Below are 15,101 nucleotides of genomic sequence, written 5' to 3' on the forward strand. Positions count from 1 at the left end.
GTTGGGATACCCTATTTTTCTGCACTTGGGAAGTCGGGAGGAACAACGGAAGGTAATGAATTTGCTAATTCAACAAGCTATTTTTCTTTTACGTTCCCTGAAACAACAACCGTTTTTTCAGTATCAAAATAGTACAAAAAGCTATTTTTGAACTTATCTTTCGAGATAAAAGCTTCATATCCGTTATTGAGAGAAATAATTTTCGTTTCTGGGTTCTCCTCGAAGGATAATTGATTAAATCTAGCAATGGTAATGATTTTTTCTTCATCAACAAATGCCCAAGCTTCTTGATTCTTATCTGCCAATTCAATATTGCTTGAACTAAATTTTTTCATTGGTAAATTCAAGCCATTACCTGTAAAAGAATTTTCCTCTGCTACTCCTAATCTCATAAATCCATTCATTATCCATTCATTTTTATTTTCATAGAGAAAAACGGTATACTTATTTTTCCCTTCCGGAGAACGAATCGCCACTATACTATGATTGCCTAGCGTTGTTTCGGTGATGATAGAGCTTGTTTCTGGAAAAGCCTTCTCACCGTTTTTAAAAGAAACTTCATACTGATGAATCGCGGCATCAGAAGGAGAAGTGACATTTTCAGGAGCTTCGTTGATTTTAATATCCTTAGCTTCCCTGTCTTCAGCTGCGCTTGCTGCCTCTTTTGATTCATTTGAAGAGCTGCCTTCTTGACACCCTGCTAGAATTCCTATTAAAACTAGTAATAATATAGGTAGAAAATTTAGTCTCATGAAGATGCTCCTCATTCCTTATTGTGTACTCTAAAGACTAATATACATTATCGTATATTAGTCTTTAAAGTATTCAGGAGACCTTACAAGCCTTAATTCCTTACTATGGCCAAACTCTTTTATATAACTAGCATGGCTAGTTCTCGGTGTCGGTTACGGGGGCTGGAATACTGTCGACCTGTTCTTGCTGTGTCTCTCCGCTAGGTCGTATATGACGGAGAAGGGTAACTGCAAATACAGCAACACCGATCAAAAGTATGGCGCTGATCGTGGCAACTGTGTTCATTCCACTGGCGAACGCCTCGCGAGCAGAGGCGAGGAGCTGCATACCAATTTCACTTGGCAAATTTTGAGCTGTTTTTGCAGCTCCGACAAGAGTGTCACTGGCGGCATGTACTGACTCGGTTGGGGTACCTGCGGGAATGCCATCAGCAATCTGGTTACGATACACAGATGTGCCAATGCTGCCTAGTGCAGCAAGTCCTAAGGCGAAGCCTAACTCACTACTAGTTTGAGACATCGCTCCTGCAGATCCCGCTTTCTCGGGAGGAGCGGATCCGACGATCAGATCGGGTGACAGGGTCATTAGCGGCCCTGAACCGAAGTTCGTGAGGGCGTAACCAATCACCAACGTCGTGATACCGGTGCTCATATCGACCTGGGTGAGCAAGAAGAGGCCAGTCACCGAGACAGCCAATCCGGCTCCTATCAAATATGCCGGACGGATTCGACGTGCGAGAAGAGGTGATAGCAAGAAACTAGTCATTTGCGCTGCCACAGCAGGTATCATCCACAAAGACGCTCTCAATGGCGTTAATCCCTCGACAAGCTGGAGGTACTGAGTGACTAACACCATAATCACCCCCATCAGCATGGTGCAAAACAGCTGCCCACCCATCGCTGTGCTTAACTCGCGGTTGATAAACAGTCGAAGATCAAGCAACGGGTCGTGAAGAGCATGTTGACGTCGTACAAATATCACACCAACAGCCAAGCCGGCCACGATGACGAAGATATTCAGCGGATGCAAACCGTTCTTGGCCAGTTCCTTAAAGCCATAGACGATGGGCAGGATCGCTCCTAACGAAAGTATGACACTCACTAGATCCAAACGTCCGGCATTCGTGTCACGATATTCAGGCAGCAGCACAGGACCAAGCACGAGCAGCAGTATCATCGCAGGTATGCCTAGCAGGAATACAGAGCCCCACCATAAGTTTTCCAGCATTACACCCCCGATTAACGGGCCAAAGGCTGCTCCGCACATGAAGCCTGCCATCCATATACTAATGGCCAGACCCCGCTGCCTTGGATCGTTAAACATGTTGCTGATCAGCGCCAGGGTAGATGGAGCCAACGTAGCCCCAGCGATGCCAAGCAGAGCGCGGGCCGCGATCAGCATTTCGGGGCTCGTGGAGAATGCCGCTAGTATTGAAGCCAAACCAAATGCCGCTGCCCCCAGCAACAACAGCTTACGCCGGCCGATGCGATCGCCCAAAGTACCCATCGTAATCAAGAACCCGGAGAGCATAAACCCGTAGATGTCCATAATCCACAGCTGTTCAATGCTACTTACACCCAGGTCCGCACTCAAATACGGCAGTGCAAGGACTAGTACGAAAACATCGATAGAAACGATCAAGCAAGCCAGAACCAGCACTGCCAGACCGATCCACTCCCGTATGCCAGCTTGACTGTCACTCCCAGTCATGGTGCTCTTCATCCCTTGCTCCTAGGAGAGTACTCTTTTTGCAGCTCCTCTCCCAGCTTGTCCAGCATAATCTTCGTTCCGTGCTCACGGTCGGCTGGTGAATCATGGCCGTCGAGGAATGCCCCCTGTTCGGTGAAAATCAGCTGTGTTCCGCCTTCAGCAGGCTTGAACTCCACTGTTGTCACTGATACGGAAATGCGAGTTTCATCGAGATCCATGGTATAGGAATAAACAATGCGCTCGTCAGGAACGATCTCCTGATAATAGGCGTCAAAAGTGTATACAGGTCCATCAAGAGGACCACCCCGACTGCTCTCTCGCCCGCCGACTCGAAAATCGAACTCGTCAGACTTCGTAAACCACTTGGCCTTGGCTACAGGATCCGCCCAGGCCGAAAACACCTGTGCAGGCGGGGATTCGTAAGCCCTTTCAATCACAAAAGTATCATGCGTTACAAATCGTTTGCTCATTACATATTCCTCCTTAGTTTGGTTCATTCGGATGCTTGGCAAGAAAATTGCCGAGCCTGTCGAATTGGTATTCCATGTTCATTTTCCTTTCGGCAAAATATCTCTCGTGACTCTTCTTCATCATTCCTAATAGATTTGTAAAATCCTCAACAGTCGGTGGTTCATGATTTTGCATAAGGCTAGATACATTCTGTAATTCCTTTAAAAGTTTTTGTTGAATTCTGATATTTTCCTTTAGACGGGCTATTTGAAGTGATACGACGTCGAATGGATTGTAATTGTCATCAGATAAAATAGATTTAATTTCCTCCAGCGATAAGCCCAAATCCTTTAAGGTTAAAATTTGCTGCAATCGCGATATGTCAGATTCGTCATACAGTCTGTATCCAGAATCAGAATAGACGGACGGTGAAAACAAGCCAATTTGATCATAATATCGTAAAGTTCGAATTGTTAATCCTGTTAGCTTTGCAAGTTCTCCTACTTTCCAATACTTTTTACTTTCGATGACCATCCCCTCATCTCGCGCGACTATTTTTACCGGTAACTTCAATATAAACCATTACGTGACGTAAGGGTCAAGTTAAGGATGGAGTAGTAGTATAGTTATTTGTTCTTTAAAAAAACACCGACCGATAATAAAATAACACCAATAACTCCTGCAACAAATTCAAGGATAAAAAAATCACCATCACGAAAAAATCGAATCAAGAACCCGCCCCCGAATAGTATCGTTATGGAAATGCCGTACATTAAGAAAAAACTTTTCCAAGAGATATCTTTAAATGAAGAATCTTCTTTATTGCTTTGCATACTTTCACCCCTAACCCGCTTCTATCTAAAATCCCCCTAAATTCCTGCTGTCTCTCTATTAAATTCATCTAAAATTAACTTCTTAACACCTTGCTGTTATTCCTATCAAAAAAGCTTTTTATCCCAAGAAATCCCTGATTAGTCACATCCTCATAATAAGTTAAGCTTTAAAACTTTGTATCTCCTATTTAATCTCCTACTATAAATCTAATTAGAATAAAGCCGATTCCCCTTTGTGAAGGAAATCGGCTTTAAGACTAGTTCTTTTTTTGTTGAGCACCCTGTAAGGCTAATTAGAGAGAATATACTTTCAGTTCAGATTTTGATCAAACTTTTTTTAAACGGTTGGACTTTTTTCAGTGCAACTTTCTTTGAAAGCTACACATATGAAAGAACCTTGATTTGAGGGATTTTTAGGTTATCTTTTACTTTGCAAATATGTGGTTTCCTATTTTAATCTCTGTTTCCCTAGTGAAGATCCAATCATTAGTTGCTATAGTTGGATTATAATAATAAACCGAACCGAATGTAGGGTCCGAGCCTTTTAAAGCATCAATCACTGCATGATAAGAATCGCTATCAGGAGTCAAATTATATTGACCATCATTTACAGCTGTAAAAGCATTTGGCTGAAAAATAACATCGTGAGTATTATTAGGAAAACCTGATTCTGACACTCGGTTTATAATAACAGCAGCTACAGCAACTTTTCCTTCATACGGCTCACCGCGTGCTTCTCCCTGAACAACCTTTGCCATCATTTCTATATCATCTAATTTTTGCTGTGTTTCGGATCCAACGTCTCCATCTTGTGATAATCCAGTATCTAGCTGCAATTGTCTAACAGCATTATCTGTAATAGAACCATAATACCCTGTCGGCTGATCAGTAAAGTAACCCATTTTTTTTAAATCCTCTTGCAATTTATAAACTTCTTCTCCTCGACTTCCTTTATGTAAAACTTCTTGCGCAAAGATTGAATTGGGGGCAATAAACAGTAAACACGTAAAAACAACAACCGGAATTATTACTTTTAACCTCAAAATACCACATCCTACAATTATATTTTTCTAATACAACAGTAGATTTTTCGATATAACTATATTCTTTTTGTCGGTCTCGAACCTCTAAGTGCTCTCCTCGCTCGATGAATGAAGCAGCATCTTCAATTACTTTCTTCTTGTTTGCTGGCAATTCAGTTGCCTGACATCATCATTCTGCTAATATGAAAATAAGACGCAAAGCCGGAGGGGAGAAATGATAAAGAAAGTAAATCTTTTATCTGCGTTTGATCAGATTCACGACTATTATCAGCCTATAAGTGTTGCTAGTGTAAATGATTCCTCAATGAAATTGGTTAAAATTAAAGGGGAATTTTTATGGCATCATCACGATGATTCCGATGAATTATTTTTAGTAGTGAAAGGTCAAATTACAATAAAGCTTCGGGATCAAGATATAGTTTTAAAAGAGGGGGAAATGGTAGTAATCCCTAAAGGTGTAGAACACATGCCTTTGGCAGAAGAAGAAGCATATGTAGCTTTAATCGAACCATACGAATTATTAAATACAGGAAACGTGCAAAACGAGCGATCTGTTCATCATGTGAAAAAGGTGTAAAACTAGAAAAAAGAATTTTCTTATTAAACACGCAGTCCATTAAAAAATGCCTAACAAGACAACTTCCTTGTTAGGCACAACAATTTAGATTTCTGCTTGAATCTGCTTCGAATAGAAGAAGCGGACGACGAAAAAGTAGATCACCTGTATGGCGAAAAAGACACCAAGCACCACGGCAGACTCTTTAAATAAATCATATTGAAACGCATGGGACAAGGCTGTAAGTGCAATGGCTCCATGGATAAGAGCGACAGAAATTGGCGCGAAGAAAAGAATCGCAGTTTGCCTGTTCAGCACTTTTTTCAGTTCGTTTTCGGTCAATCCCATTTTGGCAATGGCTTTAAACTTCTGTTTATCATCGTCTAAATCGGAATAAAGGCGGAAATAAAGGAAGCTTCCGGCAGAGACGAAAAAGACGACGCCGATAAATAATCCAATAAACAAGACCGGACCGAATTGTCTATTGATATCATACAATTCGTAATCCTTAGCCTTGAGTTGATAGGGCTCGAGGTCTTTCGATAAAATCTCTCCCGCCTCAATCACTGTCTGCTTGTTTCCTGATTCAGCCTGCCAGGCATAGATTCTTTCTACATTTATCGGATTTTTCAACTGTTCATAATCTTCATCAGTGACAACATAATACGATTTCAAATTAGGTAAAGCTTTTGACTGGATGATTTCTTTTGGCTGAACCTGCAGTCCCGATTCAAGAGGGATTGGTTCATTGAGCAATTGTTTTCCATTGCTGTATGGGTATCCTTCAAAGTCTACAACTTTTGCTTCTCCGTCAGCCAGCTCAATTTTATTCTCCCCGATCAACTCTGCAAATTGATTATAATCAGATTGTCTTGCGATCAATTGTTCCTGTCCATTCATATCAAAGTACCCGAGTATCGTTTCCATCTTCTCTGTCTCAATGTGCTTGTTATTTAACGTTTCATTAATAAAAGCTACATCCTTCTCTTCCTCAGTATTATCTTCCTGAGAGGTGTACGAAAAAGTATAGGCATTAAAGTTCTTTGTTGATCCGGTGAGCAGTGAATGTAATCCGTATAGAGTCCCGATCGCACTAAATGCGACGGTTGAAATAATAGCCACCATAAAAAACGTCCGCGCATTATCCTTCATCCGAAAGGATAGATCAGAAAACAAAAGCATATTTGTTTTACGCCAGAAGACGGTATCCTTTTTCTTAAGTCTTCGAATCACAAATACACTTAACTGAGTAAACAATAAATACGTCCCTAGAATCACAACGATAACCACCGGAAGCATGACATTAAACACCTGAACTCCCTTTGTCATCAAAGCTAAACAATAACCGGAGGCAAGCAATAAAACGGCCAGAATCGTTAAAAAGATTGACGCCTTTGGCTCCCCTTTCGATTTCTTGTCACCTTTTATTAGGTTAATCAGTTTTCTGGAGCGAAGCACAAAGGAAACAAAGAATGAAATGAACAAAAACAAAACAATAAAGGAAGCAAGCGTTAAAAGAATGGCCATCAGCGGAAAATAGAAATTCAGCTTGTTTTCGATTATCAGCACATTTTCCGCTGCCAGTAATATCACCTTGGTAAATACCAATCCGAGAGCAATTCCTCCGATGGTCGCAAAAAATCCGATCAGCATGTTTTCCAGAAAAACCATCGTTCGAATCTGGCGCATAGACATTCCCTGAACCATCAATACCCCGAACTCCTTCTTACGAGACTGAAGAAAGGCGCTCATCGAGTATAAAACGAAGAAAAAGGAAAAGGCGTAAATGATACCTGCCGCCACATAAAGTCCAAAGGAAGCTTTACCGCCCATATCTGAATTCAGAGCATCACCGCTTAATGCTGGATGAAAAGCAAAAACTGCAAAAGTAAAAAATACCATCACCGTAAACATGCTGCTAAGGAAGTACGCTATATACAGCCTTTTATTGCGGGTAACGTTATTAAACGCGAACTGACGAAAGGTCATTTGCATTCCCTCCCATCAAGGAAAGTGTATCGATAATTTTTTGGAAAAAAGCCTGGCGGTTATCGCCGCGGTGAATTTCCGAATAAAACTTCCCGTCGCGGATAAAGACGACCCGATTGCAATAGCTGGCTGCCTGAGGATCATGGGTGACAAGCATCATCGTTGTCTGCTCGTTTCGATTGATTGCTTCTAGCATTTCCATGACATCCTTAGACGACTTGGAATCAAGGTTTCCTGTCGGCTCATCGGCAAGCAAGAGCTTTGGCGAATGAATCATAGCTCTTGCCACAGCTGCTCTCTGCATTTGTCCACCCGAAATCTCGAAAATACGCTTTTTCATGATTTCTGAAATCCCAAGTTTTCCGGCAATATCTTTTGCCTTTTGTTTCATATCACTAACGTTTTTTCCGTCCAGTGTCAAAGGAAGAACGATGTTTTCTTCAATAGTCAATGTGTGGAGCAAATTAAAATCTTGAAACACAAAGCCCAGCTCACGGCGGCGGAATTTCGCCAATTCATCTTTTTTCAGCAGGTGCGGATTACGACCGTCGAGTAAAACTTCGCCCGTTGTCGGTTCATCAATCGTTGCGATCATATTCAACAGTGTTGTTTTCCCGCTGCCGGATGGTCCCATAATTCCGACAAATTCACCTTTATCAATGGTTAAATTGATATCCGTCAATGCCCGGTAAGCAATTTTCCCTTCATAAACTTTACTCGCTTGTTTTACTTGAAGCATCACAAGATCTCCTTTCGTATTTATCATTCGATCTGTGATCAGTGTACCTAAAGATAAAGAGGGGCAACTATCGATTCTTCTTTCACTTATATTACATGGATGTAAGGTTTTGTGTTGACGTGAAAATGATTCGGATCGTCGTACCTTTACCCTCCTCCGTTTCCAGCTCGATTCGGTGACCTAGATGATCCGCAGCTGACTTGCCTACATAAAGGCCCATTCCCGTTGATTCCCTGAATTTCCGGCCATTCTCCCCTGTGAAAAACGGGTCAAAAACTCGTTTTCGATCCATATCAGGAATGCCGACCCCAAAGTCGGCCACCTCCAGTACTGCTTCCTCATCTTTTTCATAAAGGATAATGACGATGTTATTGCTTATTCCCTTAGAATATTTCACCGCATTGTTCACGAACTGAGACAGGATAAAAAACAACCATTTCTCATCGGTTTCCACTGTCATGTTTTCCTTTTGCTCCTGCAATTTCGGATATACCTGGCTGCGGATGTAGAAGCGCTTATTGTCACTGTTTACTTCATGAACTATTTTCGATAAATGGACCGGTTTGACGTGAAAATCCTTCTCGATTGTACGAAGCCGAGCCATATACAGAATCGTATGTAAACCTATCTTCATTCGCTCCGTTTCTTCACGTATATTGGAAGATTCCGGCTCATCCAGGTTTTGCGCCGTCAGTTCAATAACGGACAGCGGTGTTTTCATTTGGTGCACCCACTGATCCATAAACATCAGATGCTCATTTCGATCGCGTTCTGACGCTTTTAATTCCTGGCGATAGTATTTGTACTGGCTATGCAATAACTGGTCCAGCGCTTCTGCTGCAGGCGACAGATCCGTTTTTTGAAAAGAATCGTCAAGCGACTCCAATGGCTGGCTAAGACGCTGATAGTACCTGCGGCGGCTATAATAGTGATAGAGAAGGTAGCATCCGAGAAAGAAAAATCCGAGGAAAGCGGCATAAAGCGCTGGCCTGATGTTCCTGTACCCGTCAAGCCAGTAGATCAACAAAATGAAGAAAAATTGCAGCGTCTGAACGGCAATTAATAGCGAATGCTCTTTGAAAAAAAGCTTCATTCCTCTCCCGCCTTTGCCCAAGATACGTTCAAGCGGTATCCTGCGCCCCGCACAGTTTCTACCGCGTTTTCTATACCGAGCTCCTGAAATTTCTTCCTGACGCGTGTAATGTTCACATTAAGTGTATTTTCATCTACATACGCGAGATCGTCCCATAGCTTTTCAAGTAAATCTTCTCGTCCGGAAACTCTCGGGTACCGCTCTATTAAACTTTCAATTATGTCCGATTCTTTTTTTGTCAAAGAAGCCATATTTGTTCCGAATTTTAATTCCAGCCTCTCAGGGAAAAGCTGAAGCCCGTCCCTTTCCAGCACCCGCTCCTCAGTCTTATGCGCATATTCTCCATAAGCCCGGCGCAGATGGCTTCGAATTTTCGCCATGACAATTTCAGAGTGGAACGGCTTCGTAATAAAATCATCCCCGCCGTTTTCCAAAGCCATCACCTGATCCATTTCCCCTGTACGTGCCGAAATAAAAAGAACAGGACAAATCGATTCTGTACGAATTTGCCGGCACCAATAATATCCGTCAAAGCTTGGCAGATTGATATCGAGAAGAACCAAATCGGGCTTGTTTTTCCTGAACTCATCCATCACATGGTCAAATTCAGTGACTAAAATGACGTGATACCCGTATTTCATAATGTACGAATGCAGCAATTCCGCGATTTTCGGATCATCTTCTACGATCATAATTTTTTGCATTTATCCGACTCTCCTTTGCTTAGGTATATTATGGCATGTAATAGTAAGATTCACAAAAGACACGGGCTACCTTACAGCCGTGTAAGTGAATTGAAAGATGAATCAATTTCTTCATGAAGCGGTTGCTTATAAAATGTGAAATGTACTTACTGATACCAATAAAGAAAGGAGGATACGTTGAAAAAATTAGAAATTGAACTCGGCGTTACAGCACTATTTGTTATCTTCGGGGTATTGGCATACAAACGACAACAGCGGGATTTAAAACCAGCAGCTGAATAAATTCACTAAGAATCGCAGTTGAAGCTTATTATGCAATAACAACAAATGAAACAGAAAGCTATAGAACGGAAAGTACCTATATACTTCACTCAAATGAAAGTGGCAAGGAACAGTGAATTGTAAAAGTCATTTACGGAAAGCTCCGATCTGATGCCTTTCTTAAAATCTATCAGAAGGAAACTACAGCAAGGGAAACAGACGAAAAGGAAAAGAATATAAAAAAATGCCTGAGGATGTTATTTTTCATTTCATCTAGGGAATCGTTTTATGAGTGACCAAATAATGGAAGGGGATGCATCGCATGAAAAAAATGATTCTTACATCTAGTTTGCTTGTTCCTACATTAATCTTAGGAGGCTGCTCATCAGCGAAAGGGGTTCAATCGAATCAGCATCAAGTACAAATTATTGATCAATCTAATAACGCCCAGGATGAAAACACTTCTGAGAAAAGCTATACGTCACTCGAAGCTTTACTAAAAGACGTCGAAGCCAATTTAAAAACAGACGTGCCGTTTGTCGCCCCAACCGATATTCCTAAAGATGATAATACCTATTACAGCGCCGCCATTGACAACAAATCAGCCGGATACAGCGTGATTATTTTTCAAACAGACAAGCCTCTGCAAATTAATGACGCGGAGTTGAACGATCTTGGCGAAGAGAATCAACTTGTCACATTGACGGGAACGAAATACGATTCAGCACAATCAGCTCAAGAAGAGACAGGCTATCAAGAGGTTCAGCAAGAAAATATCGACTTGGGACACGGGATTAAAGGATTGCAGGAAGGTGCCGCCGGTTCAAAATATCTAAGCTGGAACGAAGGCAGATGGTTTTTAAATTTAAGAGCCAATACAGATAATGCGATTAATTTGGAAGACGATGCAAAAGATATGGTTGAATTTCTTGAGACAAATACGCTGCCAATCCCGAACAAATATGGCCAGATCAGTGTCGATTATGAAAACGAGGGTCATAACGCAGCCATTTGGCAAAACGGTCAAGATGTGTATGAAGCCGTGCCAAATACTTCAGATCCTGTAGAAGCGTTGAAAATGATCACATCCGTAGAGAATTAAAAAAGGATAGGCTGATGCTTATCCTTTTTTATACATCTTTAGCTGTTGCATGCTGAACAGTTTCCGATTTTGCAAATTCTCTTTTCTGGCTTAGGTCAATGACGATTCCAGTTTTATCATCAGATGTTTTCAATCTGGGATACTTATCACACTGAGGATCAGATTCTTCCATTTGAATCACTTTGTTTGCATAATTTGATATTCCGAAATGATCAATTGTTGATACGATAGCATTCCAGTCTGTTTTTTCCTCGATTGACGTTGAAGGATAAAACAATCCATCAGATATCATGTAAATCCTCTCCACACCGGATAGGTTTATCGTTCCTTTTTCCAAGAAGTCGGCCAGCCTCGGGTCTCCATTTAATACAGAATATCCATCAAACGTATTCGCCATATTCCGATTTTCTCTGATTGTTGGGAGTAAGTATTGAAATAATTCATTCGGATCGTGATAGCCTAACCGCTTTCCATCGAGTGATTTTTTTAAAGATTTCGAATCAAACCTGCTTACTTGATCGTGAGTAATTGTTCGTATCTGCCCGTCTGAATATCTGGCAAATAACATACAATCGCCTGTCTGAACATATTCAAGCGTTGTTTCCTTAATACGTACAACAACAAAAGCTGCACTCCACAAATCCGTTTTTTTATTCGTATCGATACCACTTTCAACCATCAATTCGTGTAATGAGTCATTTGCCAGAAGCACTTGATTTTCAAGACTGCTGGTTTTATCAACATCCTGTAAAAATGACCCTAATAAATTCGCTGCAATAAAGCCGCCAGTTTCTTCATTACGATTTTTATAAGGGGTTACAGATGTCGCCCCATCAATCACAGCAAAAATTTGATCCTGTTCGTTTACAACAAGCACATCCTCATTTAATTCTCGAGATCCTTTTATAGAGCATTTCTCGAAACGAATCATTTTGAACCCCTCCTCATAAAATTTCACTTAATCAGCACTCGAAAAATCCTTTAACTAATCCTTCACCCCTGAATTTACCATACTATTAATTATATATTTATGAATAATGAAATGCACAATTATCAATAAATTAAGACTATGGCAATAGTACCGCCGTCATGTTCTACAGAAAGGTGTACTTTTCTCTAACATACGAGCCAGAATCTAAAGGAGTTTTACGTGTGTGAATTGAAACTCTAAGTTATTCAGTTCTATGAGAAAGGAGAGGCCATATGCCAAACGAAGAGATATTAACCGGTGGAAATGTCTCTAAAGTATGTCGTGTTGGAAATACCGTTAGACGGAAAATGAAGTCAAACAGCACTAAAATTCATAAATTACTAATCCACTTATCAGATAAAGAATTTGATTATGCTCCAAAGTTTTTAGGCATCGATGAGAAGGGCAGAGAAATATTATCTTTTTTCGAAGGGGAAGCGGGAAATTATCCATTAAAGAGCTATATGTGGTCAAATGACGTTTTAAGTCAAATTGCCAAAATGCAACGTCGTTATCATGATTCCGTCAGTGATTTTCCAATAGATGATGATTGGGAATGGTTAGACAACACTCCTAAAAAGGCAGAGGTGTTGTGCCACAATGACTTTGCTATCTATAACATTATTTTTCATAATAAGACGCCTGTAGGAATTATTGATTTTGATGTTGCCGGACCTGGCCCTAAGCTTTGGGACGTGGCGTATACTCTCTATACTTGTGTGCCTTTAAGCAGATTTTATCTTTCTGAAAAAGGTGAGAAAATTCATTATGATCCTTTATTGCATGCAAAGCTTCGAGAAGAGAGAGTTAAATTATTTTTTGAATCCTATGGGGAGAAGGTACCGACTGAAATTATTGACTTCGTATTATTACGATTAGAAGGCCTATGCAAGACGATGACCAGAAAAGCGAATGAAGGCGATACTGCTTTTCAAAATATGATCAGTGAAGGTCATTACGATCATTATCAAAAAGATATTAAATTTATACGTAATCATGCCCATGAGTGGAATTTAAAATAGGGAGTGTTCTCCTGGAATCAAATGCGGATTTTTCACACCAAATACAAAAAGATTAGGGAGATTCCCTAACCTCAGGTAAAAAAAATTGCGGACTGTTTTCCGTTAACTTTTTTTGTTTGTCGCCGCGACAAAGCTCTGACCGGTGCCGTTTAAGAACTCTACTAACACGGGAGCGATGGCTTCCGGGGCAACGTCGTGGCCCTGGCCTTGCAAAACATGATACTTCGCATCGGTTAGGTTATTGATGATCGCTTTTGCAGAGTCATGGAAAAACTTTTCGCTGTTCCCGCCGCTTATCACTAGTGTGGGGGAGGTTGCTGATGACCACTTGTTGGGTGGTAACGGTTTGCCCGCCATCACATCTTTCGCGATAATACCGTCATAGGCCAGTGTGTGTGCCACAGCATTAAAGTCTTTCCACATCGGGTCTTCCTTCAAAGCTGGCAGGTATTCAGGAGGAATGAGCACTGCCTGCGTCAAAAAGATATCGACCGCTTCACTGGGGTTACCAGCCGCTATAGCCTCGTTGATCTGTTCTACGTAATCCTCAGGCAATGGAGGACGACTGTTGTCGGGGACAAGCGGCGGCTCAAACACCACAAGCTTCTTGATTTTATTGGTAAGCTTGTTAGTGACATCAAGGGCAAGGATTGCACCTGAGGACATACCGTACACAAATGCAGATCCACCTGCTTCATCTATCAATGCCTCGATATCTTCAATTTCACGATCTACCGCATACGGCAACGTGTCACTGCTATCCCCCCGCCCCCGACGGTCATAGTTAATTACCGTGAAGTGCTTCGCCAAGAGCTCGACTAGCTGCACCTGTTTCCCGTGCGATCGGTAGCTTAACGCACCGCCTACCAATATGATCGCCGGCCCTTCACCCAGTCGATCGAAAGCAATAGTGGTACCGTCTTTTGAAATTACTTTTTCCATAAAAATCACCCCTTATTTTAGTTCTTCGGCGAGATCTAGGCTTTTCTCCCATCCTTCCTCCATACCTACAAGGTACTGCTGTCGTGTTAATGTGAGCTGTGTCTTTCCTTCGTACTCTAAAAGTGTTGCCGTTTGGAGCACGCAGGAAAGCTGTTTACCTCTTCATCCAATTCAGTGCCGGTAAAGAATCACCTTTGGCAGGACTATTGTTTGTTATCATGGTTCGAATTTCTTTTATTAGTGTTCCTGCATTCAATATACCCTTTTGAGAATATTCCTGTAAATGAATATTATAGATGTTTTTTTGTTTCTTGATATTGATTTAAATGTCTGATTATCAGATAAATATGCATAAGTCAGATTAAGAAACAATTTTCTTTAAGCGATTAAGTGATAAAATTGTTGACGAATAAAAGTTTAGCTACTAAACTAAAATTATGAATAACAATAAAATCCAATCAAATAACCATAATAGCAGTAAAACAGGCAGTCAAAATCTTGGCCGTTTAATCATGAAGCTGCGACAACTCGAACGCCATCCTCGTACTTTCGGGGAAGGTGGACCACTGACGCCCAGCGAAATTCACACGATCGACGCAATTGGTTGCGAAGGCGGTATCCTTATGAGCGAGCTTGCTGCCCGTCTCAGTATTACGAAAGGTGCTGTTACGCAGATTTTCCGTCGTCTAGAATCCAAAGGTCTCGTTAAACGTTCCCCTCACGCAAATGATTCTAGGGCTGTAATCATCTCACTGACTGAAAAAGGAAAAAACGCTTTCCGTGTCCACGAAGAATTACATCTGAATTTTTACAAAGAACTTAGCGCTCAACTAGACGAAAAGGAGATCCAAATTTTCGAAAAATGCATTCAAAAGCTAAATGAGTTTTTGGAGAAATAATTTTTTTAAGTATATAGTTTAGTATCTAAACTAAT

General features: G+C 41.1%; 16 protein-coding genes. 4 read left to right on the forward strand and 12 right to left on the reverse strand.

Annotated elements, in window-relative coordinates:
* Positions 1–77 precede the first annotated feature (77 nt).
* From JOC74_RS12450 to JOC74_RS12475, 6 genes are all read right to left on the reverse strand, one after another.
* Positions 78–752: a hypothetical protein gene (locus JOC74_RS12450; RefSeq protein WP_053604871.1), complete on the reverse strand. Its 675-nt coding sequence runs from the start codon at positions 750–752 to the stop codon at positions 78–80.
* A gap of 136 nt (positions 753–888) precedes the next feature.
* A complete protein-coding gene (locus tag JOC74_RS12455; protein WP_082364134.1) occupies positions 889–2,475 on the reverse strand; it encodes an MFS transporter in 1,587 nt (528 codons plus the stop codon).
* A complete protein-coding gene (locus JOC74_RS12460; protein WP_053604872.1) occupies positions 2,472–2,933 on the reverse strand; it encodes an SRPBCC family protein in 462 nt (153 codons plus the stop codon). Before JOC74_RS12460 ends, JOC74_RS12455 begins: the two co-directional genes overlap by 4 nt.
* A 13-nt stretch (positions 2,934–2,946) precedes the next feature.
* Positions 2,947–3,447 (reverse strand): MerR family transcriptional regulator, encoded by a 501-nt coding sequence (locus JOC74_RS12465; RefSeq protein WP_053604873.1) that lies wholly within the window; start codon positions 3,445–3,447, stop codon positions 2,947–2,949.
* Positions 3,448–3,539: 92 nt separating this feature from the next.
* Positions 3,540–3,746, reverse strand: a complete 207-nt coding sequence (locus JOC74_RS12470; RefSeq protein WP_053604874.1) for a hypothetical protein — start codon at positions 3,744–3,746, stop codon at positions 3,540–3,542.
* A 425-nt stretch (positions 3,747–4,171) separates the two neighbouring features.
* Positions 4,172–4,789 (reverse strand): cell wall hydrolase, encoded by a 618-nt coding sequence (locus tag JOC74_RS12475; protein WP_245212890.1) that lies wholly within the window; start codon positions 4,787–4,789, stop codon positions 4,172–4,174.
* Positions 4,790–5,003: 214 nt separating this feature from the next.
* On the opposite strand from JOC74_RS12475, the gene JOC74_RS12480 reads away from it, so the two are divergent.
* Positions 5,004–5,366, forward strand: coding sequence for a cupin domain-containing protein (locus JOC74_RS12480; protein WP_053604875.1), 363 nt, complete (start codon positions 5,004–5,006; stop codon positions 5,364–5,366).
* A gap of 84 nt (positions 5,367–5,450) precedes the next feature.
* On the opposite strand, the gene JOC74_RS12485 is transcribed toward JOC74_RS12480, so the two are convergent.
* The 4 genes from JOC74_RS12485 to JOC74_RS12500 all read right to left on the reverse strand — a co-directional run bounded on the left by JOC74_RS12485 (position 5,451) and on the right by JOC74_RS12500 (position 9,870).
* Positions 5,451–7,334 (reverse strand): ABC transporter permease, encoded by a 1,884-nt coding sequence (locus JOC74_RS12485; RefSeq protein WP_053604876.1) that lies wholly within the window; start codon positions 7,332–7,334, stop codon positions 5,451–5,453.
* Positions 7,309–8,073 (reverse strand): ABC transporter ATP-binding protein, encoded by a 765-nt coding sequence (locus JOC74_RS12490; protein WP_053604877.1) that lies wholly within the window; start codon positions 8,071–8,073, stop codon positions 7,309–7,311. The genes JOC74_RS12485 and JOC74_RS12490 overlap by 26 nt, the downstream gene beginning before the upstream one ends.
* Positions 8,074–8,164: 91 nt before the next feature.
* Positions 8,165–9,166: a sensor histidine kinase gene (locus JOC74_RS12495; protein ID WP_053604878.1), complete on the reverse strand. Its 1,002-nt coding sequence runs from the start codon at positions 9,164–9,166 to the stop codon at positions 8,165–8,167.
* Positions 9,163–9,870, reverse strand: a complete 708-nt coding sequence (locus JOC74_RS12500; RefSeq protein WP_211086162.1) for a response regulator transcription factor — start codon at positions 9,868–9,870, stop codon at positions 9,163–9,165. Before JOC74_RS12500 ends, JOC74_RS12495 begins: the two co-directional genes overlap by 4 nt.
* Positions 9,871–10,453: 583 nt before the next feature.
* On the opposite strand from JOC74_RS12500, the gene JOC74_RS12505 reads away from it, so the two are divergent.
* Positions 10,454–11,233, forward strand: a complete 780-nt coding sequence (locus JOC74_RS12505) for a hypothetical protein (RefSeq protein WP_053604880.1) — start codon at positions 10,454–10,456, stop codon at positions 11,231–11,233.
* Positions 11,234–11,261: 28 nt separating this feature from the next.
* On the opposite strand, the gene JOC74_RS12510 is transcribed toward JOC74_RS12505, so the two are convergent.
* Entirely contained in the window at positions 11,262–12,164 is a 903-nt protein-coding gene (locus JOC74_RS12510; RefSeq protein ID WP_053604881.1) for a protein phosphatase 2C domain-containing protein, read from the reverse strand.
* 272 nt (positions 12,165–12,436) lie between these two features.
* On the opposite strand from JOC74_RS12510, the gene JOC74_RS12515 reads away from it, so the two are divergent.
* Positions 12,437–13,225 carry an aminoglycoside phosphotransferase family protein gene (locus JOC74_RS12515; RefSeq protein WP_053604882.1) on the forward strand — a complete coding sequence of 263 codons (789 nt, stop codon included), beginning with the start codon at positions 12,437–12,439 and terminating at the stop codon, positions 13,223–13,225.
* A 102-nt stretch (positions 13,226–13,327) separates the two neighbouring features.
* On the opposite strand, the gene JOC74_RS12520 is transcribed toward JOC74_RS12515, so the two are convergent.
* Entirely contained in the window at positions 13,328–14,167 is an 840-nt protein-coding gene (locus JOC74_RS12520; protein WP_053604883.1) for an alpha/beta fold hydrolase, read from the reverse strand.
* Positions 14,168–14,604: 437 nt separating this feature from the next.
* On the opposite strand from JOC74_RS12520, the gene JOC74_RS12525 reads away from it, so the two are divergent.
* The gene (locus tag JOC74_RS12525) at positions 14,605–15,066 is read left to right on the forward strand and encodes a MarR family winged helix-turn-helix transcriptional regulator (RefSeq protein WP_053604884.1); all 462 of its coding nucleotides are present in this window, start codon (positions 14,605–14,607) and stop codon (positions 15,064–15,066) included.
* Positions 15,067–15,101: the final 35 nt, after the last annotated feature.

It is taken from the genome of Bacillus capparidis, assembly GCF_017832095.1.
Lineage (GTDB): Bacteria > Bacillota > Bacilli > Bacillales > Bacillaceae > Bacillus > Bacillus gobiensis.

What these genes read in the sequence shown, in the direction of transcription:
- JOC74_RS12450 (WP_053604871.1), bottom strand. Translation starts at nt 752, where the DNA reads ATGAGACTAAATTTTCTACCTATATTATTACTAGTTTTAATAGGAATT.
- JOC74_RS12455 (WP_082364134.1), bottom strand. Translation starts at nt 2,475, where the DNA reads ATGAAGAGCACCATGACTGGGAGTGACAGTCAAGCTGGCATACGGGAG.
- JOC74_RS12460 (WP_053604872.1), bottom strand. Translation starts at nt 2,933, where the DNA reads ATGAGCAAACGATTTGTAACGCATGATACTTTTGTGATTGAAAGGGCT.
- JOC74_RS12465 (WP_053604873.1), bottom strand. Translation starts at nt 3,447, where the DNA reads ATGGTCATCGAAAGTAAAAAGTATTGGAAAGTAGGAGAACTTGCAAAG.
- JOC74_RS12470 (WP_053604874.1), bottom strand. Translation starts at nt 3,746, where the DNA reads ATGCAAAGCAATAAAGAAGATTCTTCATTTAAAGATATCTCTTGGAAA.
- JOC74_RS12480 (WP_053604875.1), top strand. Translation starts at nt 5,004, where the DNA reads ATGATAAAGAAAGTAAATCTTTTATCTGCGTTTGATCAGATTCACGAC.
- JOC74_RS12485 (WP_053604876.1), bottom strand. Translation starts at nt 7,334, where the DNA reads ATGACCTTTCGTCAGTTCGCGTTTAATAACGTTACCCGCAATAAAAGG.
- JOC74_RS12490 (WP_053604877.1), bottom strand. Translation starts at nt 8,073, where the DNA reads ATGCTTCAAGTAAAACAAGCGAGTAAAGTTTATGAAGGGAAAATTGCT.
- JOC74_RS12495 (WP_053604878.1), bottom strand. Translation starts at nt 9,166, where the DNA reads ATGAAGCTTTTTTTCAAAGAGCATTCGCTATTAATTGCCGTTCAGACG.
- JOC74_RS12500 (WP_211086162.1), bottom strand. Translation starts at nt 9,870, where the DNA reads ATGCAAAAAATTATGATCGTAGAAGATGATCCGAAAATCGCGGAATTG.
- JOC74_RS12505 (WP_053604880.1), top strand. Translation starts at nt 10,454, where the DNA reads ATGAAAAAAATGATTCTTACATCTAGTTTGCTTGTTCCTACATTAATC.
- JOC74_RS12510 (WP_053604881.1), bottom strand. Translation starts at nt 12,164, where the DNA reads ATGATTCGTTTCGAGAAATGCTCTATAAAAGGATCTCGAGAATTAAAT.
- JOC74_RS12515 (WP_053604882.1), top strand. Translation starts at nt 12,437, where the DNA reads ATGCCAAACGAAGAGATATTAACCGGTGGAAATGTCTCTAAAGTATGT.
- JOC74_RS12520 (WP_053604883.1), bottom strand. Translation starts at nt 14,167, where the DNA reads ATGGAAAAAGTAATTTCAAAAGACGGTACCACTATTGCTTTCGATCGA.
- JOC74_RS12525 (WP_053604884.1), top strand. Translation starts at nt 14,605, where the DNA reads ATGAATAACAATAAAATCCAATCAAATAACCATAATAGCAGTAAAACA.